The 22,425-nt window shown below is 69.8% G+C and carries 13 protein-coding genes; 6 read left to right on the top strand and 7 right to left on the bottom strand.

Features of this window, described 5'->3' with window-relative positions; genetic code table 11:
• Window positions 1-30: 30 nt before the first annotated feature.
• Window positions 31-1,416 carry a cystathionine beta-synthase gene (locus POL67_RS45835; RefSeq protein ID WP_271927798.1) on the bottom strand — a complete coding sequence of 462 codons (1,386 nt, stop codon included), beginning with the start codon at window positions 1,414-1,416 and terminating at the stop codon, window positions 31-33.
• A 183-nt stretch (window positions 1,417-1,599) separates the two neighbouring features.
• Between POL67_RS45835 and POL67_RS45830 the strand changes: the two genes are divergently transcribed.
• The 3 genes from POL67_RS45830 to POL67_RS45820 are packed head-to-tail and all read left to right on the top strand — an operon-like array spanning window position 1,600 to window position 6,862.
• Window positions 1,600-3,570, top strand: coding sequence for a serine/threonine-protein kinase (locus POL67_RS45830; protein WP_271927795.1), 1,971 nt, complete (start codon window positions 1,600-1,602; stop codon window positions 3,568-3,570).
• A gap of 45 nt (window positions 3,571-3,615) precedes the next feature.
• Window positions 3,616-4,197 carry a hypothetical protein gene (locus POL67_RS45825; protein ID WP_271927793.1) on the top strand — a complete coding sequence of 194 codons (582 nt, stop codon included), beginning with the start codon at window positions 3,616-3,618 and terminating at the stop codon, window positions 4,195-4,197.
• Window positions 4,198-4,234: 37 nt separating this feature from the next.
• Window positions 4,235-6,862: a B12-binding domain-containing radical SAM protein gene (locus POL67_RS45820; protein WP_271927791.1), complete on the top strand. Its 2,628-nt coding sequence runs from the start codon at window positions 4,235-4,237 to the stop codon at window positions 6,860-6,862.
• Between the two features lie 3 nt (window positions 6,863-6,865).
• On the opposite strand, the gene POL67_RS45815 is transcribed toward POL67_RS45820, so the two are convergent.
• Window positions 6,866-8,215 (bottom strand): hypothetical protein, encoded by a 1,350-nt coding sequence (locus POL67_RS45815; RefSeq protein WP_271927789.1) that lies wholly within the window; start codon window positions 8,213-8,215, stop codon window positions 6,866-6,868.
• Window positions 8,216-8,293: 78 nt separating this feature from the next.
• On the opposite strand from POL67_RS45815, the gene POL67_RS45810 reads away from it, so the two are divergent.
• Window positions 8,294-11,083 (top strand): radical SAM protein, encoded by a 2,790-nt coding sequence (locus POL67_RS45810; RefSeq protein WP_271927786.1) that lies wholly within the window; start codon window positions 8,294-8,296, stop codon window positions 11,081-11,083.
• Window positions 11,084-11,147: 64 nt separating this feature from the next.
• Here the strand turns inward: POL67_RS45810 and POL67_RS45805 are convergent, their stop codons facing one another.
• The 3 genes from POL67_RS45805 to POL67_RS45795 all read right to left on the bottom strand — a co-directional run bounded on the left by POL67_RS45805 (window position 11,148) and on the right by POL67_RS45795 (window position 13,566).
• A complete protein-coding gene (locus POL67_RS45805) occupies window positions 11,148-11,486 on the bottom strand; it encodes a helix-turn-helix domain-containing protein (RefSeq protein WP_271927784.1) in 339 nt (112 codons plus the stop codon).
• A 591-nt stretch (window positions 11,487-12,077) separates the two neighbouring features.
• Entirely contained in the window at window positions 12,078-12,614 is a 537-nt protein-coding gene (locus POL67_RS45800; protein ID WP_271927783.1) for a TlpA family protein disulfide reductase, read from the bottom strand.
• Window positions 12,615-12,657: 43 nt separating this feature from the next.
• Window positions 12,658-13,566 carry a hypothetical protein gene (locus POL67_RS45795; RefSeq protein WP_271927782.1) on the bottom strand — a complete coding sequence of 303 codons (909 nt, stop codon included), beginning with the start codon at window positions 13,564-13,566 and terminating at the stop codon, window positions 12,658-12,660.
• Window positions 13,567-13,654: 88 nt separating this feature from the next.
• Here POL67_RS45795 and POL67_RS45790 point away from each other — a divergent pair, with 88 nt between their 5' ends.
• Window positions 13,655-14,893, top strand: coding sequence for an aminotransferase class V-fold PLP-dependent enzyme (locus POL67_RS45790; RefSeq protein WP_271927781.1), 1,239 nt, complete (start codon window positions 13,655-13,657; stop codon window positions 14,891-14,893).
• Between the two features lie 9 nt (window positions 14,894-14,902).
• Here POL67_RS45790 and POL67_RS45785 read toward each other — a convergent pair whose 3' ends face one another.
• Window positions 14,903-17,617, bottom strand: a complete 2,715-nt coding sequence (locus POL67_RS45785) for a TolB-like translocation protein (protein ID WP_271927780.1) — start codon at window positions 17,615-17,617, stop codon at window positions 14,903-14,905.
• 130 nt (window positions 17,618-17,747) lie between these two features.
• Window positions 17,748-19,484: a sensor histidine kinase gene (locus tag POL67_RS45780; protein ID WP_271927779.1), complete on the bottom strand. Its 1,737-nt coding sequence runs from the start codon at window positions 19,482-19,484 to the stop codon at window positions 17,748-17,750.
• A gap of 552 nt (window positions 19,485-20,036) precedes the next feature.
• Here POL67_RS45780 and POL67_RS45775 point away from each other — a divergent pair.
• Window positions 20,037-22,391, top strand: a complete 2,355-nt coding sequence (locus POL67_RS45775; RefSeq protein WP_271927777.1) for a methyl-accepting chemotaxis protein — start codon at window positions 20,037-20,039, stop codon at window positions 22,389-22,391.
• The last annotated feature ends 34 nt before the right edge of the window (window positions 22,392-22,425 follow it).

Raw genomic sequence — 22,425 nt, 5'->3', positions numbered from 1 at the left:
GTGGAGAGGGAGGGGTCGGGTGGGGGAGGCTCAGACCGCGGGCTCGGCCGCGCGCTTCGCCAGGTAGTCGATCAGATCGATCTTCGAGATGATGCCGACGACCTTCGTCCCGTCGGTGACGATGGCGACACGCGCGTCGTTCAACACGCCCTTCAAGAGCTCGACCTTCGTGTCGACGGTGACCGTCGCGTACTCGCTCTCGATGAGCTCCTTGATGTGCGAATCGAGGCTGCCCTTGCCGCCGACGAGGTGGCGGAGCAGGTCGACCTCGTGCACGAGGCCGCAGAGCTTGCCCTCGTCGACGATGGGGATCTGGCTGATCCCGTGGGTCTTCAGCATGCTGATGACCTCGCCGACACGGTCCTGCGGCCGCGCGGAGACGACCTCGCCGAGGGGTTTGCCCGCGAGCAGATCGCGCACCGTGCCGAGGCTCTTCTCTTCTTCGAGGAAGCCGTTCGAGCGCATCCAGTTGTCATTGAAGATCTTGCCGAGGTACTTCGAGGCCGCGTCGGGCAGGAGGATCAGGATGTTCTCCTTCCGCCCGCTCTGCCGCGCGTACTTGATCGCGCCCGCGACGGCCGCGCCCCCGGATCCGCCGACGAACAGGCCCTCCAGACGCACGAGATCACGCGTCATGAGGAAGCACTCCTTGTCGTCGACGCGGATGACCTCGTCGAGGATCTCGAGGTTCATCGTGCTCGGGAAGAAGTCCTCGCCGATGCCCTCGACCTTGTAGCTGAAGGGCTTCGTGATGCGGCCCGTCTTTACGAAGTCGTAATAAAGCGAGCCCACGGGATCGACGCCCACGAGCTTGATCGAGGCCTTCTTCTCGCGGAGGTACTTGCCCGTGCCGCTGATCGTGCCGCCCGTGCCCATGCCCGCGACGAACACGTCGAGGTCCTCGCCGACCTGCTCCCAGATCTCGGGACCCGTCGAGAGGTAGTGCGCGCCCGGGTTCGAGGGGTTGTGGTACTGGTTCGCGTAGAAGCAGTTCGGCGTCTCCTCCGCGATGCGCTTGGCGACCTGGTAGTAGCTGCGCGGATCATCGGGCTCGACGGCCGTGGGACAAACGACGACCTTCGCTCCGAACGCGCGCAGGGTGTCGACCTTCTCCTGCGACATCTTGTCGGGCATCACGAAGACGCACTTGTAGCCTTTGACGGCCGCGTTCATCGCGAGCGCCGCGCCGGTGTTGCCGCTCGTCGCCTCGACGATCGTGCCGCCCGGCTTGAGCCCGGCCGCCTCGGCGTCCCGGATCATGTTGATGGCGACCCTGTCCTTGTGGCTGCCGCCGGGGTTCAGGTACTCGCACTTGACGTAGATGTCGCTCGCGATCCCCTCGGTCACCTTGTTCAGCTTGACGATGGGAGTCCGACCGACGGCCTTGGTGATGTCACTCAGGGCGCCTCGCATCATGGGGGACGTTTCTAGTAGGCCACGAGAACCGACACAAGCTTTGTCGGGCACACCCGCGCGCGCCGGAGGGCCGGTGTGCGCGTGCGGACGGACCGGAAAAAGTGCCTCGATCGCCCGCAAAAAATCTTACCCTCGAAGGGTGGCCGCGAGGCGTGAAGCGCGCGAGGTGGCCCATCCCTCACCATGGCGGGTCGAGAGATACGCGCGAGATACGAGCTCCTCGGTGACGCCCACGGCGAGCCGGTGAGCCTCTTCCGCGCGCTCGATCGCGTCACGGGCAAAGCCGTCGCGGTCAAGATCCTCCGCGGCGCGACGCCGGATGACGCAGCGCGTTTCGCGCGCGAGACGAGCATCCTCGCGACCCTCGATCACCAGGCCATCGTGCGGTACCTCGATCACGGGGCGAACGAGGCGGGTGAGCCGTTCCTCGTGATGGAGTGGCTCGAAGGCATGACGCTCGCCGAGCGCCTCGCCGAGCCCGCGCCTCTCACGATCTCCGAGTCGATCCACATCGCGACGCGCGTCGCCGAGGCGCTGGAGGCCGTGCACGCGCTCGGGATCGTGCATCGCGACGTGAAGCCGGAGAACGTCCTGCTCGCCGCGGGCAGGCCCGACGATGCGCGCCTGCTCGACTTCGGCATCGCCCGCGCCACGAGCCCTGCGCGCGCTTTGACGTGCGACGGGCTCGTCATCGGCACACTCGGGTACATGGCCCCCGAGCAGGCCCGCGGCGAAGGCGAGATCGACGCGCGGACGGACCTCTTCGCGCTCGGCTGCCTGCTCTTCGAATGCATCGCGCGGCGCAGGCTCTTCGCGGGCGCGAGCGAGGGCGAGGTCCTCTCCGCGGTGCTGCACGCGGCCGCGCCGCGCCTCTCCACGATCGTGCCGAGCGTGCCGCCCGCGCTCGACGATCTCGTCGCGCGGCTGCTCGCCGAGGACCCGGCGTCGAGGCTGCAGAGCGCGGCGGCCGTGTTGCGCGCGCTCGCCGCGATCGACGTCGAGGAGGCCATCTCGGAGCGTCCTCCGGGCGCGCCGCCTGCACTCACCGAGCGCGAGGTGCGCACGCGCGACGTCACGGCGGCGCGGACGTTCGTCGAGGCCTCTGTGCTGCTTCTCGGCGTGCCTTTCGTGGGCCGGGAGCGCGAGCTTGGGGCGCTGCTCTCGGCGCTCGAAGCGTGCCTTGAAGAGGTATCGCCGCGCGCGGTGCTGGTGACGGGCCCGCCGGGCATCGGCAAATCGCGGCTCGGGCGCGAGCTCGTGCGCGAGGCGCGAGCCCGCGGGATCACGAACGTGGCGATCACGCAGGCGGGGCGCTTGACGGCCGACGCCTCGGTCGACTGCGCCGAAGCGCTCTCCATGGCCCGCGCGGGGCGCCCGGCGCTCCTGCTCATCGACGATCTCCAGTGGTGCGACGCGCGCTCCATCCACGCGCTCGGCGACGTCCTCAGCGAGCTTTACGATCGCCCGCTCTTCGTGCTCGCCCTCGCGCGGCCGGAGCTCTTCGACGAGTTCGGCCACACGGCCGGCGTGACGTTCACGCAGGTGATGCCGCTCGCGCCGCTGTCGCGCAAGGCCTCGGTCGAGCTCGCGCGCGGCTGGCTCGGCGAGCGGGCCGAGGCCGCGCGCGTGGAGCGCGTCGTCGAGCGAGCCGCAGGCCTGCCGCTCGTCGTCGAAGAGCTCTCGCGTGCTGCGCTCGAAGGGCGCGGCGACGAACTGCCCACCTCGGCGCGCTCGATCCTGGAGACGCAGATCGGCGCGCTCGACGCCGAAGCGCGGCGCACCCTGCGTGCGGCGAGCATCTTCGGCGACGTCTTCTGGTCGGGCGGCCTCTCGGCGCTGCTCGGCCACACGCGCACGACGACCGAGAGCGGCAGGCTCCGCGTGCTCGTCGATCGTGGCTTCGTCGTGCCTCACGCGGGCAGCCGCTTTCCCGGGGAGCAAGAGCTCGCCTTTCGCCACACGCTCGTGCGGGAGGCGGCCTACGGCATGCTCACCGAGGCCGATCGCGCGCTCGGACATGCGCTCGCCGCGGCGTGGCTGGAGCAGAAGGGCGAGCGCGACGTGGTCCTCGCCGAGCACTTTTACCGCGCCGGGGATCGCGCCCGCGCCTCGCTCCACGCCGAGCGGGCTGCGCGGGCAGGGTTCCGCTGGTAGCATCGGCGCCTGCTCGGCGCGTGAGGCGAGAAGGGAGGTGGTCCGGTGCTCTCCACCAGCTCGGTCGAGGTTCATCGCAACGGCGTCTTGCCGTTCATCGTCGCCTTCGAAAAATTCCCTCGGCTCGCGCATCGGATCCTCGTGCAGCACGGGATCTGCGTGGACGATGGCAAGGGCGGCGCGTCCTTCGTCGACGAGTGGTTTTCCCTTCGCGACTGGCTCGCCACGCTCGGCAGCATCAAGCGCGAGATCGGCCCGAACGCGCTCTACAAGTGCGGCGAGAGCATCATGGCGAATGCCGCCTTCCCGCCGGACCTCCGCGACGTCCAGGCGGCCCTCGCGTCGATCGACATCGCCTACCACGCCATGCACCGCCTCGGCGGCCGGCCGATGCTCGACCCGAAGGACGGGACGGCGCTCGAAGGCATCGGCCATTACGCCGTGGCCCAGGCTTCCCTCCCTGACCGCCGGATCGAGATGACCGTCGACACGCCTTACGACTGCACGGCCGAGGTCGGCATGGTGCTCGGGATGGCGAAACGGTTCGAGCCACGCGCCACGATCTCGCACGCTCCGGGGTGCCGCATCGAGGGCGCGCCTCGCTGTACGTTCGTCGTGGAGTGGTGATCCGCCTCCGCCCCGCGTGGTGGTAGAGTCTTTCGGGATGACGGACGCGCACGGCAAGCGGCAAGCTCTCCTCGTCGCCGTCGCCGGGAAGCCGGATTCGGCGCCTCGGGTCGTCTCGCCCCTCTCGCGCCTCGCGCGCGCCGCGCGCGTCGTGCCCACGACCGCGGCCGAAGCGGTCCGCCGCGCGCCCGATCTCGCGGCCAAGCTCGCCGTTGAAGGCGGCTGCCTCGTGCTCGGCGAGGACGTGCCCGAAGATGCCGCGCGTGCCCTCGTCGCGGCGACGTCCGGCGTTCGTATCGTCGTCCCGACGGCGCTCGCGCGGTCGCTCCGGGACACGGCTTCTCCCGACGTGATCGACGCGGGCGCGCTCGTGCTCGAACCGATGTTCCTCGCGCTCGTCGAGGAAGTGCGGCGCGAATCGATGGGCGCGCTCGTGGGTTTGTCCGTGCGCTCGCCGGCGGGGCGCCGCATCCTGCGTGCGGCCTCGACGCGCACGCCCTTCGTCGCGGGCGCGCGCATCCCGTTCGAGCTTTCTGCCGACATCTCCGCGCGGCTCGCTCGCCTCGCCGCGGGCCCGTTCGCGCTCGCGGACGCGGTCGTCCCGGGCGCCGCGCGGGGGCTCGAAGTGACCGAGGCCGTCGCGGTCGCGGGCGCCGATCGGCTCGTCTGCCACGCGCGTATCGGCGACGTCGTCGTCGAGGTCGATCTCGACGAGGAGATGCAGGGCGAGGGCCCATTCGAAGTCGAGGCCGTCATGCGGCGCGGCGCGCTGGTTTGTCGCTGGAGCAAGCAGGGCGCATCGCTGACGCGAAAGGCGCTCCTTCGGGACGGCCCCGTGCGCCTCGACATCATCCCGAACCCCTTTGAAGTCGCGACGCGTCACGCCTTGGCGGCGCCCCGCGTCGCAGACGTGCCCTCGCCGGCCTCGCTCGCCGGCGCCGCCGCATCCGTCGCCCTCGCGCAGGCCAACGTCGAACGATATGCGACGCGTGCGACGAACCGACCGATCGAAATGGTCCTCATCCACGTCCCGCGCTACCGCAACAGCTACGACGAGCTCGAATTGCCCTCGCTCGCGGCCGCGCGGCTCGCGGCATTCACGCGCGGCCACGGTTTTTCCACGCGCATCTTCGATTTGCAAATCACGCATGCCGACGATCGGCTCGATGGCTTCGTGGACGACGCCGCCGTCGATGGCTGGCTCGCCGGCGCCGAGAGCCCCGCCGTCGCGGCGGCGGCCGAGAACATGTGGAATTCCTTTGGCCCGGAGCTCGTGCGCGCCGCTGCATCCGGACGTCGCGCGCTGGTCGGGTTTTCCATCGTCGATTACTTCGGCCATTTTCAAATGAACATCGCGGCGTGCCTCGCGCGGCTCGTCAAGGAGCGGACGGGGTTTCCCACGGTGCTCGGCGGCGAGCGGGACCAGGTCGACGGTGACCGCGCGCTCGGCACCCCGAAAACATTCGATTACGTGGTCGACGGCGACGGCGAGGTCCCGCTCCTCGGCCTCTTGCACCTCGAAGCTTATCGAGATCGCCGCGCGGCCGATATTCCGGGCGTCTGGTCCCGCGAAGGCGAGAGCGTCACGAAAAACAAGCTCGTCCGCTCGCACCTCAATGCCATGCCGCGCCCCGATTTCGACGACATCCCGTTCAATCTGTACCGCGGCAACCCCACCGAGCGCCTGCTCGATGCCCTCGCACGGGACGGCCTCTACCACGGCGAGCCCATCGAGCCCTTCGTGTATCTCCCTTATGCATTCGTGAAGGGTTGCACGGCGAGCTGCGAGTTTTGCAGCGCCAAGGAGTGGCTCGACGTCCAGTCGCCGGAGAAGACCGCGGACGAGCTCATGACCCTCGCGGAGCGATACGGGGTGCGGGACTTCATGTTCCTGAACAACCTCGTCAACGTGAGCCCGCGCCTGCTCGAACGCATGTGCCGGCGGCTCGTCGATTCGAAGGCGGGCCTGCAATGGACCGACTCCTGCCGCCCCACCGACATCTCCGCCGAACTCGCCGCGCTCATGCGCGAATCCGGCTGCCTCCTGCTCAATTACGGCGCCGAGAGCGGCAGCGACAAGATCCTCGAATTGATGAAGAAGGGCCTGCTCTCGCGGGACATCATCGAGACGCTGCGGAATACGCATCGGGCCGGCATCATCAACCGCGTGAATTTCATCTCGGGGTATTTTCACGAAACCGAGGAGGACGTCGACGCCACGGTGCATCTCGTGGAGACGCTCGCCGAGGAGATCGACATCGTCGGCTGTTTCCAGGGGTTTTACCTGTTCCCCGGCATGGGCGTCGACCCCGAAGAGGCCGGCATCGTGCTTCGCCCCGGCTTCGACCGATTGAAGACGGGTCAAGTGACGCTCGCGTACGACGAGATCGGTGGGTTGAAATGGGAAGAGAAACGTGACGTGATCGACGCGTCTCGCAACCGAATCCTCGCCCGCATGGGCGACCTCGGCATCCGCACGCTCGACAAGATCAACGAGTACGATCTCTTCTGGATGTCGCGGCGGTACGACAAGGCGACCGTGACGAAATACCTGCTCGAAATTCCGCCGCGGCCCGTGGGGCGGCGCAACCAAGCGGCGATGGCCCCCGGCGGCCAGCGAGGACGCGTGGACGTGATCCCCGATGGATCGGGATTTCTCGGCTGAGGTTTACCCGGACGAACCCCCGAACGGCAAGAACTCCCCGAGCCGCGGCGAGGTTCGTCCGAGGCGCCGCGTGAACGAGGCGCCGCGCACCTCGAATCCATCGTCCGTGCACACGAGCGTGCCGCCGTCTTTGAAGAACGCTCCCAAAAGCTTTCGCGCGAACCTCTCGCTGTCGGGGTCGAGCGGGGCCGGGGCGGGAAGGAACACCGCGGATTCGAAGAGGATCGCTGCGCCGTCCACCCGGGCGCCTTCGAGCGCAACGGCCCGCGCCTCGTCGAAGTAGAGCACGGGCCGCGCAAGCGCGCGGGTGAGCGCTTCGGCCTGCGCGCGCGGGAGCGCGGCGACGACACGCGAGGCCACGGCGGCGGCGCGTTCACAGCCGAACGAACACGGGGTGAAGGGGACGACGCGCCGCACGGCCACGTCGAGCAGCGGATGAAACGACGCGCCGAGCGCGCGGGTGCGCGCGGCCGTGACGTACACGAGCGCCGCGTTGTTCCGGCGATCGGCGAGCGCCACGAACGCGGCCGTGCAGCAGGGCGGATACCCGAGCAGCTCCCCGATCACAAGAGCGTTCCGGGACGAACCCTGCTCCCATAACGAGGCCGCCCGCGCGGCGAGAGCCGGGGTGGTCGAGAAAAACGCATGCACGGTCGCCTCGCCAGAGGCGCCTTCGATGCGCCGGCCCGTCGCGCCCTCGACCGCGAGCGGCGCCGCCTCCGCGCGCGCGAGGGCCATCGCCGCGCCCGGGTGCCGCGCGCGCACGGCTTCGAGCGAGCGGGCGGGGACCACCAGATACAGCACGGGTTTGTCCCCGTTCGTGAACGCGACCTCCTCCAGGTTCTCAAACAAACCCGGCACGGGCGCGTCCATCGGCAGCGGCTGTGCGGCCTCTGCGGCCTCTTCCCAGGCGGCATCCACGTCGAGACCGATCGCGGCCGTCCGCCGGCTTTGCCCGCCCGCTTCTCGCGCGGCCGTTTCCCACGCGGCGACCTCGGGCGCGCCCACCTGCACACGCTCGCTGCCTGTGGGCACGCGCCCGTATCCGCGCGAATCGTCGTGCAGGAAGAGCTCGCGCCCGAAGCTCCGCGCCCGCGCGGCGAGCTCCTTTTCGTGCGCCTCCGAGAACGCGCCGCGGCGCAGGACCACCGCCTTCACGCCCCGTTCGAGGCACAGGCTCGCGCGGAAGAACCCTTCGTCTCCGCCTGCGGTCACGACGGCCGCGCGCGGGCTCCGGGCGAGCAGCGCCTCGATCGCTTCGAGGCCGCCGCCTTCGGGCTCGACGAGCACGTCCCCGTCCGCTGCCGCGAGCGAGACGTCGCCTTTGCCGAGGAGGATGACGGGCTGCCGCACCCGGTGTAGCCTACGGGCTTCCGGGCCCCGATGCGATCCTTGCCGCTCGTTCGCGAGGCGGGTGTGCCGCCCCTTTCTATGCCTGCCCCTGACGCGCGCGGCGAAGGCGCGCTGCCGGCGGCCGTCCTCAGCCTGCACAGCCATCGCGACCGCTCGTTCCTCGACGACGTGGGCTTGCACCACATCGCGGGCGCGATGCGCGCCGCGGGCCTCGCGGGCGACCTCGTCGTGGCGCACCTGCCGCGTGGCGCGGAGACCGAAGCGAGCGCCGCCTGGGATGCGCTCGTCCGTGCGCTCCGCCCGTACCCGACGATCCTTTACGAGCGGCTCTGGAGCGCGGCGATCGTCACGCGGCTCGCCCGCGAATTGCCGGAAACGACGTTCGTCCGCCTCGTCGGCGAACACGACCTTTCGGACGCGCCGGCGAACCACGTTTGTCCAGCCGAACCACGGGCGGTGGTCGCGCTCCTCTCCGCGCTCGCGGGCCGGGCGCTCCCGAACGAGCGGCTGCCGCTGTATGCCCCGCTGCTCCGGCCCGTGTACGCGACCGAGGATGCGCGCCCGCGGTTCCCCTCGTTTCCGATCTCGGGCAACACGGGCTGCCCGTACCAGGCCGACGCGCGGGAGAACCCGCTTTATGCGGGTGCGAAGATCCCCGAGGGCGCGGGCCGCGGCTGCGGGTTCTGCACCACGGGCAACCATTACGAGTACAAGTCGCGCGACGAGGCGCTCGCCTGGGCGCTCGTCCAGCTCCGGTATCTGCGCGCGAACGCGCCGGAGATAGAGGCGCTCGTCCTGCGCGACCAGAACCCGTTTTATTACCTCACCGAGCTCGTCGAGGCGGCCGAGGCCGAAAAGCTCGGGCCCTTCACGCTGCTCATCGAGTCACGCGCCGACTGGTGGCTCCAGAACACGACCCGCTTCACGCGCGCGCTCGCGTCCGCGCGGCGCTCGTCGATCCGCCTCGCGCCTTTCCTCGTCGGCGTGGAGAACTTCTCCCAGCCCGAGCTCGATCGCTTCAACAAAGGCGCGACACAGGAGACGCTCGTCCGTTTCCTCGAAGCGCTCCGCCGCTGGAACACCGAATACGCGCCCGCGATGGATCTCTCGCACGCGGCCTTCGGCTTCATCCTGTTCACGCCGTGGACGACGCTGTCGGACCTCCGGACAAACCTCGCATGCATGCGACAAACCGGTATGCACGAGCTTCGCGGGCACCTCTTGCTCTCGCGCGTGCGGCTCTATCCCGACACCGCGCTGTACTGGCTCGCCGAGCGGGATGGCCTGCTCGCTGACACCTACGAGAGCCCCGAGGACGACGCGAGCGCGCGTTATGGGTATCTGCCCGCGCGGCCTTGGCGGTTCCAGGACAAACATGTTCGAGCCATCGCCGAGCTCGCGGCCGCATCCATCCGTCGAAGCGGGGGCCGGGACGAACTCACGCTCTTCGAGACGCTCCTCGCGCTCGTCTCGTCCGCGGCCGATCCGGCGCTCGTGACGGTCGACGATGTCGAGCGCGCCATGGCCGTGAAGGGGCACGCGCGCGGCCGGGACGTGGCCGAGACGAACGGCGTCGTCTTTCGAGATCCGCCGAGCGTCGAGGGCGAGGCGGCCGCGAAGAAACGCGAGCTCGCCCGAGCTCTCGTCAACGCGCCGTCGCTCCCCGTGGACTTGCCTGCGTTCGGGCTCGCGTTGCTCGACGTGAATGCGGACAAACATCACGTCGAGCTCGTGCTCGGGAAACGGGATCCGATCGCGCGCCTGCGGCTTGGCTGGGACAAGGCCGCGGGCAAAGCCTCGGTGGAGGTTTGTCCGAGCGTCCCCGAGGCCGCGCGGTGGGCAAAGGCGTTCGAGGCGATGGCGGCGCGGCTCGTCGTGGCGACGACGAAAGAGCGATGGGAGCGCGCCGCGGGGATCGGAAAGGAGCTCGCGCGGCTGCCGGTGGGCGTGCCGCTCGGCTTCTTCCGCCAGATCGTGGCGGGCGTCGAGCCGCCCGAGGGTATCGTGCGGACGGGCTTCGGCTGCAACCAGGACTGCGGCATGTGCTGGCAGGGCCGCGATTGGGGGCGCTACGGGCCCGAGCAGGTCGTTCGCTGGATCGAGGACCTATGGGCGGCCGGCGCGCGTGCGCTCATCGTCTCGGGCGGCGAGCCCATGCTCGACCCGGAGCTCATTCGTTACGTGGAGCGCGCGCGCGCGCTCGGTTTTACCGGGGTGACGCTCGAGACGAACGCCATCCAGGCGAGCAAGCCAGGGTATGCCTCGCGCCTCGCGAAGGCGGGCGTGACGCAGGCGTTTGTCTCGCTCCATAGCGGCAATCCGGAGGTCTCGGACGCCATCACGCGAGCGCCCGGCACACACGGGCGGACCGTGCGGGGCATCCATGCGCTGCTCGACGCGGGCATCCGCGTCGCGCTGAACGCCGTGACGACGGCGGAGGGCATCGACGAGCTCGGGGCGTTGCCCGATTTTATCCACGACACGTTCGGCCGCCATCCGAAGCTGCTGCATCTCATGATCTCGTACCCGACGATGCCGTTCGATCGTTCGCTCGTCGGGACGATCGTACCGGATCCCGTGCGCCTCCGGGCCGCGCTGCGGAAGGCGCTCGACCGCGCGTTTGTCCTGGGGATCGTGGTGAGCGGGCTCGACGGGCCCTGCGGCCCGCCCCTCTGCGCTTTCGACGCCGACGAACGGGTCATCTCGGGCAAACCCATCCCCGGGCCGGTCGAGTTTCGCCGGAAGGTCCCCGCGTGCGACCGTTGCGCCGTTCAATCGGCGTGCTTCGGCGTTCGCCACATCGATGTCGAGCGCTTCGGGGAAACGTGCGTCGCGCCGATCGAGCGCCGTTCGTCGCGGTCGACCTAAAAAAATCGGGGCCGCTTTTCAGGGCGGCCCCGATTTCGGGATCAGTGCGAGGTATACGCCGGGATCAGCGTTTGCGCAGACCGAGCTGCACCTGGAGCTGACGGCGGAGCTTGCGGACCTGATCGGTGGGGAGCTTGCGAACGAGCTCCGCGGCGTGCGCGCGCTCGTCTTCCGCCGGGAAGGTCAGCAAGTAGAGGGGCGGCAGCGAGAGCCCCCGGGCGAGCCGGGAGATCGTCTGGATCGTGATGGCTGCGAGCCCGTGTTCGACACTGGAAAGGTGTCCCTTCGACAGCTCGCTCGCGTCCGCGAGCTCGGCCAGGGACATGCCTCGTTCCAGACGAAGCTCACGGATGCGGCCACCCACCTGCGTTGCGAAAGGATCCGGTACGGTTCGTCGCGGCATGGCGTTTCTTTCGGGACGTCCTCACGGACGACCCCGCCGGCCCTCCTCGTGCCGGATCAAGTAAGTGGTTGATTGCTGGACCTGGAACCTGGTTTGTCGTCGAGCGGGCGCAGGCCCCACGTCCACCCTGTTATGCTTTTGGGCGAGCACGCCCCTACTATGCACCGTTCCGACGAACCTGGGCACTGGAAAATACGGTTTTATTGATGGAACCGACCCCGCGCCCCGTTTGTCAAAGGAACTCATGGTTGTAATTCGTGTTACGTATCGATGCATGCGCGCACGCTCCCCTTCCCGAGGCGATGGGCTCGCCTCGGCGACCAGCAGACGCGCGCAAAACGCGAGGGAACACGCGCGTCTTCCCGAAGATCTCGATGATGCGGCGCGTGCAACGATGACGCGCCGGCGGCCTTTGAGGTGATCGTTATGATCGGCTCGGGCGAACCTTCGTCCCGCGCGCGAAGCGATGGTCGCACCCAAAGGGACCCCCACAGTCCTCGCGGGTTTCGTTCGAGACGCGAGGGGTGCGAAAAGAACGTAGCAGTCGGCCCGGTGCTTCGGTCTGTGGCGGGTTTGTGAATGGCAAGCGGCTCAGCCGGTAGGGCCGGCCGAGGCACGCGGCAAGATGCGCCGGAGCCGGCCCGCAATCTCCATGACCGCCGCCTCGCCCTTGACCGAGCCCTCGATGCGTCGATCCGAGGCGGTGCCGTCATCGTTTGGCGCGACAAATAAGGGGATGAGGCGCGAAGCGTAACCAGCGACGGCGAGCCGCTCGGCGTCACGATCGAGGTCGAACTCGAGGATCCGCAGGCGAGGAAAGATGTCGTCGAGCTCCCCCTTCTCGGCCGCGTGATGGAACCTTTGGCAGGGCTCGCACCACGTCGCGCCGACGTAGACGAGGAGGTCTCGTCCGTCCTTGCGAGCACGCTCGATCTCGCGCCGCACGGTAGTCGCGACGTCCTCCCCCTCGGTCGCACGAACCCACTCGACACGTCCCTTCGACGCCGCGGATGCAGCCGGCTTGGGCTCCGGCGTCGGGGTTGGGTCGTTTGAACATCCACCGGCGCCCAGGATCGCGGCCACGGTGAACAACGGCGCCAAACATTTCCACTTCGATGCGGCCTTCATCGCGTGCAATGTACCACGCGAAAAACGAAGGAAGACGCGGGTATCAGCGCAGGAGCGAGACCGAGACGGGGGATTTGCGGATGCCGGCGAGCGCGAGGGTGGCGTTGCGAAGGAGGCGCTCGTTCGGCTCGAAGCGGAAGTGGAGCAAGGCGCGGCCGCCACGCACGTCGAGGTCGGGGATGTCGAAGGAGGCGATGTTGAGGAGCGCCTTGCGCACCGAGGGGCCGAGGAGGCGTTTGGCGGCGTCGGGTTCGGCCTCGATGAGGAACAAATCATCAAAACGTTCGTCCCCGACCTCCGCCTCGCGCACGAGGCCGAGCGCCTTGCCGACGCCATGCAAGAACGTCTGGGGGCGAATCCGTAATGGCGGTGTTCCGGCGGCGACGGAGGTCGCGATGAACACGTGGACCTCGGCCGGGGTATCGTTCTGCGAGTAGGCGACTTGGACGAGGATCGAGAAGGGCGCGTCGTGCGCGTGGAAGCGGGCGCGATAGGCGTACTTGGTCTCTGCCTCGACCTCGGCGTCCTTGGCGAGGGCGAGCGCGGCCAGGCGGAGCCCACGCTCGGCGGCCTCGCAGGTCTCGAGGACGATGTTGGCGATGAAGATGTCGATGAAGGGGCGTAACGCGCCCGAGAGCTGCGGATCGGGCGCCTCGTCGGGGAGCGCGCGTTGCTCGTCCTCGAGGTCGGGCGCGAGCTCGATCGCGTGATCGAGGGCGTCACGATACGCGAGGAGCGTGGCCTCGGCGGCGAGGAGCTCGGCCTCGGTGTTCGCCGGGAGGCGCGCGCGGGCGCGGCCGTCGCGGAGGGCTTCCGCGAGCTTGGGAGGCACGTGGTCGAGGAGGGCGTCGGTCAGCGTGGCCTCGCGCTCTTCGACCTCACGAGCGAGGTCCTGCACGCGGGTACGCAAGCCCTGCAGCGGATCTCGATAAGCACCGTCGTTGCTACGCACGTCGGCCTGCGAGGTTATCCGAGCCGCGCGCCGTGCGCGAGCGCCGCGCCTTGCCAGGAGGCCTCGGGGAGGGGCATCCTCTCGGCCCATGGGTCGCGGCGACGATGTCAAATTCACGGCAAAGCTCGGTGATCGGGAGCATTTCCCGGATCTCGAGCCGCTCGTCTATTGCAACCACGCGGCCATCTCGCCGCCGTCCTGGCCCGTGCGCCGCGCGATGCAAAACGCGATCGCGGACTGGGGGCGGCGCGGGTCACAGGCCTTCGGGACCTACGGGGCGCAGAGGGCGCGGCTGCGCGAGAAGCTCGCGCGGCTGGTCGGCGCGTCGGCCGAGGAGATCGCGTTCCTGCCGAACACGTCGTCGGGCGTGACGGCGATCGCGCTGTCGTTTCCGTGGAAGCGCGGCGATCGGGTGATCCTGTTCGAAGGGGAGTTCCCGGCGAACGTGACGCCGTGGGTGCGCGCGGGGGAGCTCTTCGGCGTGGAGCCGGTGTTCCTGCCGCTGTCGGATTTCCAGGAGAGCGACGAGCGAGGGCTCGGGCGGCTCGCGGAGGAGCTCGCGAAGGGCGCGCGGCTCGTGGCGGTGAGCGCGGTGCAGTTCCGGACGGGCCTACGGATGCCGCTCGGGGAGATGGCGCGGCTCTGCCACGCGCACGGGGCGGAGCTCTTCGTCGACGGGATCCAGGCGACGGGCGCGGTGCCGGTGGACGTGCGCGCGCTCGGCATCGATTACTGGGCCTCGGGCGGGCACAAGTGGCTGATGGGCCCGGAGGGGACGGGGATGTTGTACGTGCGGAAGGAGCGCGTGGAGGCGCTGCACCCGCACCTCGCGGGGTGGTTGAGCCACGAGGACGCGGTGAGCTTCCTGCTCGAAGGGCCGGGGCACATGCGGTACGATCGGCCGTTCAAGAAGCGCGCGGACGTGTTCGAGGTCGGCTGCATCAACGCGATCGGGCTCGTGGGGCTCGAAGCAGCCGTGGATCTCGTGGCCGAGCTCGGCGTGGAGACGATCCACGCGCACGTGGTGCGCTGGGGCGACGCGGTGGAGCCGGGGCTCGTGGAGCGAGGTTTCACCAGCCTGCGTGCGCCCGAGGCGAACCGGAGGAGCGGGATCCTCGCGGTGCTGCCGCCGAAGGACATCGACGTGGTGGTGCTCCAGCGCGCGCTGCTCGCCCGCGGGATCAGCACGGCGATCCCGGACGGCGTGCTGCGGTTCAGCCCGCACTGGCCGAACCACGTGGACGAGGCGGAGCAGGTGCTCCTGTCGACCGAGGACGCGCTCGCCGAGCTGCGAGGCGCGCCGCGGCCGCGCTCAGATGATTGGTAGTCGAACGATCTAGGGCCAGCCGATCGTCATGAACCGGACGCGGCCGGTGCCGCCGACGGCGTCGTCGCCGAAGAAGAGCGAGGTGCCCTCGCGGCCCGCGAACGCAGGGGATACGTCCGCGTTGGCGCCACCCGTGAGCGCGGCGAGGGCCTTGAGCGGTCCGGGCGGCGCGCCGGGCGAGAGCTCGAACGCGTCGAGGAGCATGCTGTCGCGGAGCACGGAGGTGAGGACACCGCGGCACTTCGAGGGGCCGCACGCGAGGGCCACGGAGGTGACCGCGCTCTGCTCCTCGCCCCGCACGAGGCGGGGGCTGCCGGCGAGGGCGCCGCGCTCGTCGAGGATCGCGATACGTACGCCCGCCTCGGACGCTTCGGGCTTCGCGTCGGGAGCGGCTTCCTCGATCCACGCGACGACGACGCGATCGCCGGCGAGCGCGACCGAGGGCGAGCGTGAGTGCGCGGGGGAAGCGTAGAGGCGCGTCTCGGGGCCGACCTTCTGGAGCGTGCGCGTGTCGAGGCGGACGACGTGGATGTCGCCGGCGCCCTCGTCGGGGTTGCTGCGCGCATCCGACCACACGAGGAACGTCTCCTTGCCGCGCACTGCGATCTGCACTTCGGCCGAGTCGCCCGGGGCCTCGGTGATGCGTCGGTCCTGGACGACCTTGCGAAGCGTGCGATCGACGCGCGCGGCATAGACCTCGGCGTTGCCGTCGCGCGTGTCGACCCAGGCGACGATGAAGCCGTCGTCGGTGCTCTTGCCCGGATCGGACGGCGGCGCGTAGGCGACGGCGACGTCGGAGACCTCGCTCGGAACGCCGTCCTTGCTCGGCTTGCGCGCGATCGTGGTGAGCGGTTTTTGCGCGAGTTTGTCGCCCTCGGGGCCGAGCTTGGCGATCTGGACCTGCGCTTCGTTCTTGTCACGCGCGGCCCAGACGAGCGCGCTCTCTTCGGTCTTGCCGCCCGGCGCGGAGGCGATCGCGACGCCGCCGATCGAGAGCGCGCGGCGGGAGAGAACCTGGGTTTTTCCAGGAACGCCGGCCGCGGAGACGGCGCGCACGAAGGCGGTGGCGAGCGGGTCGTCCTTGCGCGTTGGCTTGCCGCCGTCGCGGTCACCATTGCCTTCGATGTGGTAGGTGACCCACGCAGCGAGCGAGCCGCCGGAGGGGTGCTCCGTCGCGGCCACGCGGGCGAGGTGCTCGCCGTCGTAGAGGGCAGTGACGCCGAGCGGGCGCGGCGGGGTCTCCTCGGGATCACGCGAAGCCGGCGCGCGCCAAGGGCTCTGCCGCACAGGCAAGCTGACCGCCGCGAGCGTCGCGGGCGTGCCCTCGCTCGACGCGAGCATGAGGCAAGCGCCGGAGTGGCAGGACAAACTTCGGGTGAGGTAGGGGATGCCCTCGTTGCTCGCGAAGGGCTCGGCGCGCACGGGCTCGGAGGCGCGAACCTGGAGGTCGGGACCGAAGCGCACGAACGCAGGCCAGATCGGCGTGTCCTTGGGCAGCGGGCCCGCGCCGGTCGAGGCGGGCGCGAGCGTGAGCGCGGCGAAGCCGTCGCCGTCGGCGGTGATGTCGGGCGGGCCGCTCGAGCTGAAGACAAGCGTCGCGCGCTCGGCGCCGAGCTTGCCGTCGGGGTCCATCGTGGCGAGGTGGATGAGGCGTCCATCGCGCGGCGAGCGCAGCAGATCCTCCCACGCGAGCAGCGCGCGTTTGCCCGCGCCCGCGCCCGAGACGAGCGAGACGAGCGCCTGTTCGCCGACCGGCGTGGTCGCGCGCTTCGGAGGCGTGACGATCTTGCCGCCGGGCTCGACGGCCGCGACGTACACGCTGGAGTCGATGTTGCGGACGTCGGTCCAGCCGATGAGCGTGCGGCTGCCCGCGCGGCCCACGATGATGTCGTTCTGCGCCGTGGCCTCGGGGTTCACGACGACGGGCGCCGAGACCTTCCCCGAGAGATCGACGTCGGCGTAGAGCACGCGGCCGACGCGGCCTTGCTCGGCCTCGTTCTGTGCGCCATTTGTGCCGGCGACGACGCTCGCGATCGCCGCGCCGCGCTCGGTCGCGACGAGATCCCAGCCGAGGGCGTCGTGCGCGAGGACGACGGCGGCAGCGGGGGTTTTTCCAGGTGTCACGGGCGCCGCGAGCACGTCGAAATGGTCGTCGCGCGGCACCTCCCAGACGACGAGCGCCGAGCTCGGCCCCGCGACGATTTCGACCCAGCTCACCTCGTCGGCCGACTGTGCGAGCGTGATGGGCGCGCCGCGCGCGGCACCCGTGGCGTCGAGGGACAGGATCTTCACCGCGGCGTTGCTCTTCATGCCCTCGACCCACGCGGCGAGGTAGCCGTCGCCGACGGCCTCGACCGCCGCGACCGGGATCTCGGCCGCGGCGGGGCCGACGTCGATGGGCTCGGCCGTCCTGGGCTTCCCTTCCGGTCCGCAAAGACGCGTGTAGAGCCGGCCGCGCGCGTCGTAGAAGACGAGCGTGTCGTCGCCGCGTCGCGCGATGTACGGCGCCGTGTTCTCGTCGTCGAGCCGCGTGATGACGTACGAGGGCAAGAGCGCAGGGCCCTGGATCGTCGTGGCGGGCTTGGGGTTCGTGGTGGGGCCGAGCGTGGGCTTCGGGCGCGACGTACGCGACTGCTTCGGAGGCGCGCCGCCGCAACCCGGCGTGATCGACGTGAGAGCCACGAGCGAGAGGGCGAACGCAACGCGTGCCGTCGAACTTCGCATGGCCGGACCATGCCAGAGGCGATCGACGCTCGCCAGCGCGGAGGCTTCAGAGCGCAGAACCATTCGGTGCTCTGCGAGATCGTGAAGCGCGCTTTGCCTTGGGGGGAATCGTCCGGGCTTGGCCTGGGTTCTAGGCGGCCTTGTCCGGCCCGCGGAGCGTGGTCTCGACGGCCGGCGGTTTGTCGAGCAGCGGCGGTCCGGACACGGGCAGCCAGACCTCGAAGACCGCGCCGCCCTTTTTCGCCTCGCGGTAGGCGATTTCTCCGCCGTGCTCGAACACGATGCGCTGGACGATCGCCAGGCCGAGGCCGGTCCCCTTTTCCTTGGTCGTCGCGTACGCCTCGAAGAGCCGCGGCACCATCTCCGCAGGTACGCCCGGGCCGTTGTCGCGCACGACGATACGGACCTTGTTCTCCGAAAGCGGGCCGATCGTCACGAGCACACGCGGGTCGGGACGCACGGCGCTCGCCGCGTCGAGGCCGTTCTGGATCAGGTTGGTCAGCACCTGCACCATCTGATCACGGTCGGCCATCACCTTCGGGATCGGCTCGGACGAAAGCTCGACCCGCCGCGTCCCCGTACGCTCGACGCCTTCACCCGCAGAGGCATGCAGCGTGACCACGCCCTTCACCACGGACACGAGATCGATCGGCTCGGGGTTCGGCGGGGGCAGACGCGCGAAGCGGGTGAACTCGGTGACGATGTTCGCGATCCGGTGGACCTCTTGGAGGACCGTGACCGTCGCCTCCTCGAAGTACTCGTCGAACGCGGGATCTTCGCGGGCGCGGAGCCTGCGCAGCGTCTCGACGGCAGCGCGGATCGGGGCGAGCGGGTTCTTGATCTCGTGCGCGATCTGGCGCGCGACCTCGCGCTGCGCGGCGATCCTCTCCGTCGCGGCGAGGCGCCTGCGGATCGCGGCGAGCTCGGCGATCGTGCGGTTCCAGGCGTCGGCGAGGTCGGTCAGCTCGCGGCCTCCGCGACCCTTCACGGTGCGCGGCGCGCCGGCCACGACCTCGCGCGTCTCGCGGGCGAGCTCGACGAGCGGGCGCGAGAGGCTTCGCGCGAGGACGAACGCGATGGCGAGGCCGAGCACGAGCGCGACGGAGCCGGCGAAGAGCATCGCGCGATCGAGCTTCGCGAGCGCGCCGTGGAGCTTGTCGCGCGTGGCGATGGCCACGACGCGCAGGCCCGGGACCTCGGCGACGTCGATCGGCCTGACGACCGCGTCGCCCACCATCTTCACGCGCTCGGGCCCTTCGACGCGCAGCTCGACGCCGTGCGAGGCGCCGATGCGTTCGAGGATCTTGCCGACGCGACGCGCGCCCACGAGCCCGACCTCGACGCCGCCGCCCGAGCGCGCGCAGTGCACTTCGAGGGAAGCCTCGCCGCCCTTCGGATCGGGCCGAAGCCGCGGGGCTCCGCCCGTCGGGGATCGCAAGAGCTTCGCGAGATCGGGGGCCTTCGTGCCCGTGCGCGCGACGTCCGAGGCTGCGAGGATCAGGCCCTTGTCGGTGACGAGCACGAGGTCATCGAGCCCGAGCGCGCGTGCCTGATCGGGGACGAAGTGCCGCATCGAGATCCGCGCGTCCGACTCGATCGCGGCCTCGTCGCCCCGCGCGCGTTCGAGCAGGAGATGCGCTTTGTCCACGAACGTGTCGTGCGCGCAGAGCGGCCCGAGCAATCCTTCGAGCGCGCGTGCCTCCCGCGCGAGCTCGCGACGCACGCCCACCGCGGCGGCCTCGATCCGGTCCTCGAAGTCGCTCTCGATGATCTGACGCGAGGCGTCGCGCAGCGACAGACCCACGAGCGCCGCGGCGAAGATCGCGACGAGGCCGAAGGCGAGGAGCAGCCGGGCAGCGAGGGTCACGGGCGAAGAGGCCTCAGAACGGCCCGCATCATAGGCGCCCGCGCGCCCGCGCGCTGCAACGTCCCTCGCGCGTGAGACTTCATGCAGCGAAAATTTCTACACTCGCGCCGTAGGGTGCCCCGGGCCGCCGACGTCCACGGAATTCGGGGTTCCGAACATCAGCGCAGGGAGGGCTCAGCCATGAGGAGACTCGTCGGGTTGCTGCTTCTTTCCGGGATGCTTGTGGGGTGCGGCACGTTCATCGGATCGGACGACAGTGTCCCGACCCGCAGACCTCCGCATCGTCGCGGATACGACAAGCCCTTCGGGACGTCGCCGGACTACAGCACGCCGGCGCAAAAGCCTGAGGGGGCGGGGGATTCTCGGCGCAGGGGCGGCGAGGGGGCCGGGAATCGGGGCGGGTCCTAGGCCTCGATCGCGAGGAAATGATCCCTCTCCTTGCACCGGAGGCCCCGGCGCTCTTAACCTCGGCGAGCGTTCGCGTGTCGGCTCGCGCCTGCCCCTCGGCCGGAGCGTCGCCCGATCCGCGCCACCCGCAAGCCGCGTCAGACCATGAACTCAAGGCAGCTCGGCCCCCCCGCCGTCGTCCTCGTCGCCGCCGTCCTCTTCGGCATCGGATCCAAGTCCTTCCTCAAGGACTTCACGTCCGAGCTCTTCTACCTGATAGGCCTCAGCGCCGCGGTCGCGATGTTCGTCGCCAGCGCGTCCCAGGGCGCGAGCGTCAAGCTCGGCGGACTCGTCGACGCGCTGAAGGCCGCAGCTCGCGGCAAGAAGCCAGCGTTGCCCGAAGGCGTGACCGGAGAGCTCGCGGAGGTCTACGAGGAGATCCAGCGTCTCTCGAGGAAGACCTCGGAGCTCAACGAAGAGGTCGCAAAGCTCGAGCAGAACGCAGGCACGAGCGGCGTGAACGTCGACGAGGTGATCGAAGCCCTCGGTCGCGCCGCGTCCGGCGAGCGCATGCGCGCTCCGGCAGGCGCGAAGCCCGAGATGGCGCGCATCTACGCGGAGCTCTCGGGCGTCGCCGAGGTGATCCGCGACGCGACGAAAGACGCGGACAAGAAGGTCCAGTTCGCCGAGGAGCGCGCGAGCGCCGCCGAGCAGCGCGCCGGCAGTGCCGAGCAGCGGCTCCAGTCGCTTGAAGCGCGGATCTCGGCCGCCGAGCAGCGCGCGATCGCCGCGGAGCAAGGGCTCTCGGCCGCCGAGCAGCGCGCGCAGACCGCCGAGCAACGCGAGACCCAGCGCAAGGGCGAGCTCGCCGAGACGCTGGCGAACGTCGAGGCCGACGTGATCGACGCGGTCCAGCGCGTCGCCGAGGGCGAGCGTGTCCGTCCCCCGCCCGGCGCGAAGCCGGAGGTGGCGCGCATCTTCATGGAGCTCTCCTCGATCGGCGAGCGCCTCACCCAGGCCGAGCAGCGCGAGCAGAAGCGTCGCGCCGAGCTCGCCGAAGCGATGCAGATCCTCGAAGGCGAGATCGTCAACGCCGTGCAACGCGCCGGCGAGGGCGAGCGTGTTCGCGCGCCAGTGGGCGCGAAGCCCGAGGTCGCGCGGATCTACATGGAGCTCGCGTCGATCGGCGAGCGCCTCAGCGGCTCGGAGCAGCGCGAGCAGAAGCGGCGCGCGGAGCTCGGCGAGGCGCTCGGCGTCATCGACGAGTACCTGCCGCGGCTCGGCGACGGCCTCGGCACCGTGCTCTCCTCGGCCGAGCAGGCGACGGCGCACGCGCGCGACATCAACGCCTCGCTGTCGAGCTTCTCGCAGTCCATCGAGATGCTCGCGACGAGCGCGGAAGAGTCCTCGTCGAGCATCCTTGAGATGACGGCGACGAGCGACGAGGTCGCGGAGAACGTCGGTGAGCTCGCGGCGAGCGTGCGCGAGACGGTCTCCTCGATCGAGGAGATGGCCTACTCGATCCGCGAGGTCGCGAAGAACGTCGACGGCCTCTCGCTGACGGCCGAGGAGACGAGCTCCTCGATGAACCAGATGGACGTGTCCATCGACCAGGTTCAGTCGAACGCGAACGAGACGGCGCGTCTGTCCGAGGAAGTCGCCATGGACGCCGAGAAGGGCGCCGAGGCGATCCTGAAGACGATCAGCGAGATCTACCGCATCAAGGAGTCGAGCCAGGAGGCGGTGAGCGTCATCTCGAACCTCGGCTTCCGCATCGAGGCGATCGGCCAGATCCTCGCGGTCATCGACGACGTCGCCGAGCAGACGAACCTGCTCGCGCTGAACGCCGCGATCCTCTCGGCGCAGGCCGGCGAGCACGGAAAGGGCTTCGCCGTCGTCGCCGACGAGATCAAAGAGCTTGCCGATCGCGCGGGTGGCAGCACCAAGGAGATCGCGGACCTCATCAAGACGATCCAGGCCGAGTCGAAGAACGCGATCGCCGCCGTCGAGCGCGGTGCGCACAACGTCGACCGCGGCGTCGAGGTCTCGAACGAAGCCGAGCGCGCGCTGAAGAAGATCCTCGACAGCTCGCAGAAGAGCACGAACATGGTGCGTGCCATCGCGCGCGCCACGGTCGAGCAGGCCAAGGGCTCGAAGCAGGTCACCGACGCGATCGGCCGCATCGCCGAGACCGTGCAGCAGATCGCCGCGGCCACGGCCGAGCAGGCGCGCGGCTCGGAGCTCATCATGAAGAGCGCCGAGAAGATGCGCACGATCACGCAGCACGTGGAGCGTTCGAGCCAGGAGCAGGCCCGCGGCGGCCGGCAGATGACGAGCTCGATCGAGCAGATCTCCGCGATGGTGAACAACCTGAACGCGTCGCAGCGCAACCAGAACCGCGGCTTCGAGCAGCTCCTTGACGCCTCCAAGAAGATCGAGGAGGCGGCGCGCATTCAGGAGCAGACCATGCGCCAGCTCGGCAACGCCGTGGAGCGCGTGCGCCGGAGCATCGGCGCCTGAAGGCACGCGCGGCAGAGCATCTCGCCGCGCGTTC

It is taken from the genome of Polyangium mundeleinium (genome assembly GCF_028369105.1).
GTDB lineage: Bacteria > Myxococcota_A > Polyangia > Polyangiales > Polyangiaceae > Polyangium > Polyangium mundeleinium.
This window is presented reverse-complemented; position numbering and strand designations above follow the sequence as displayed.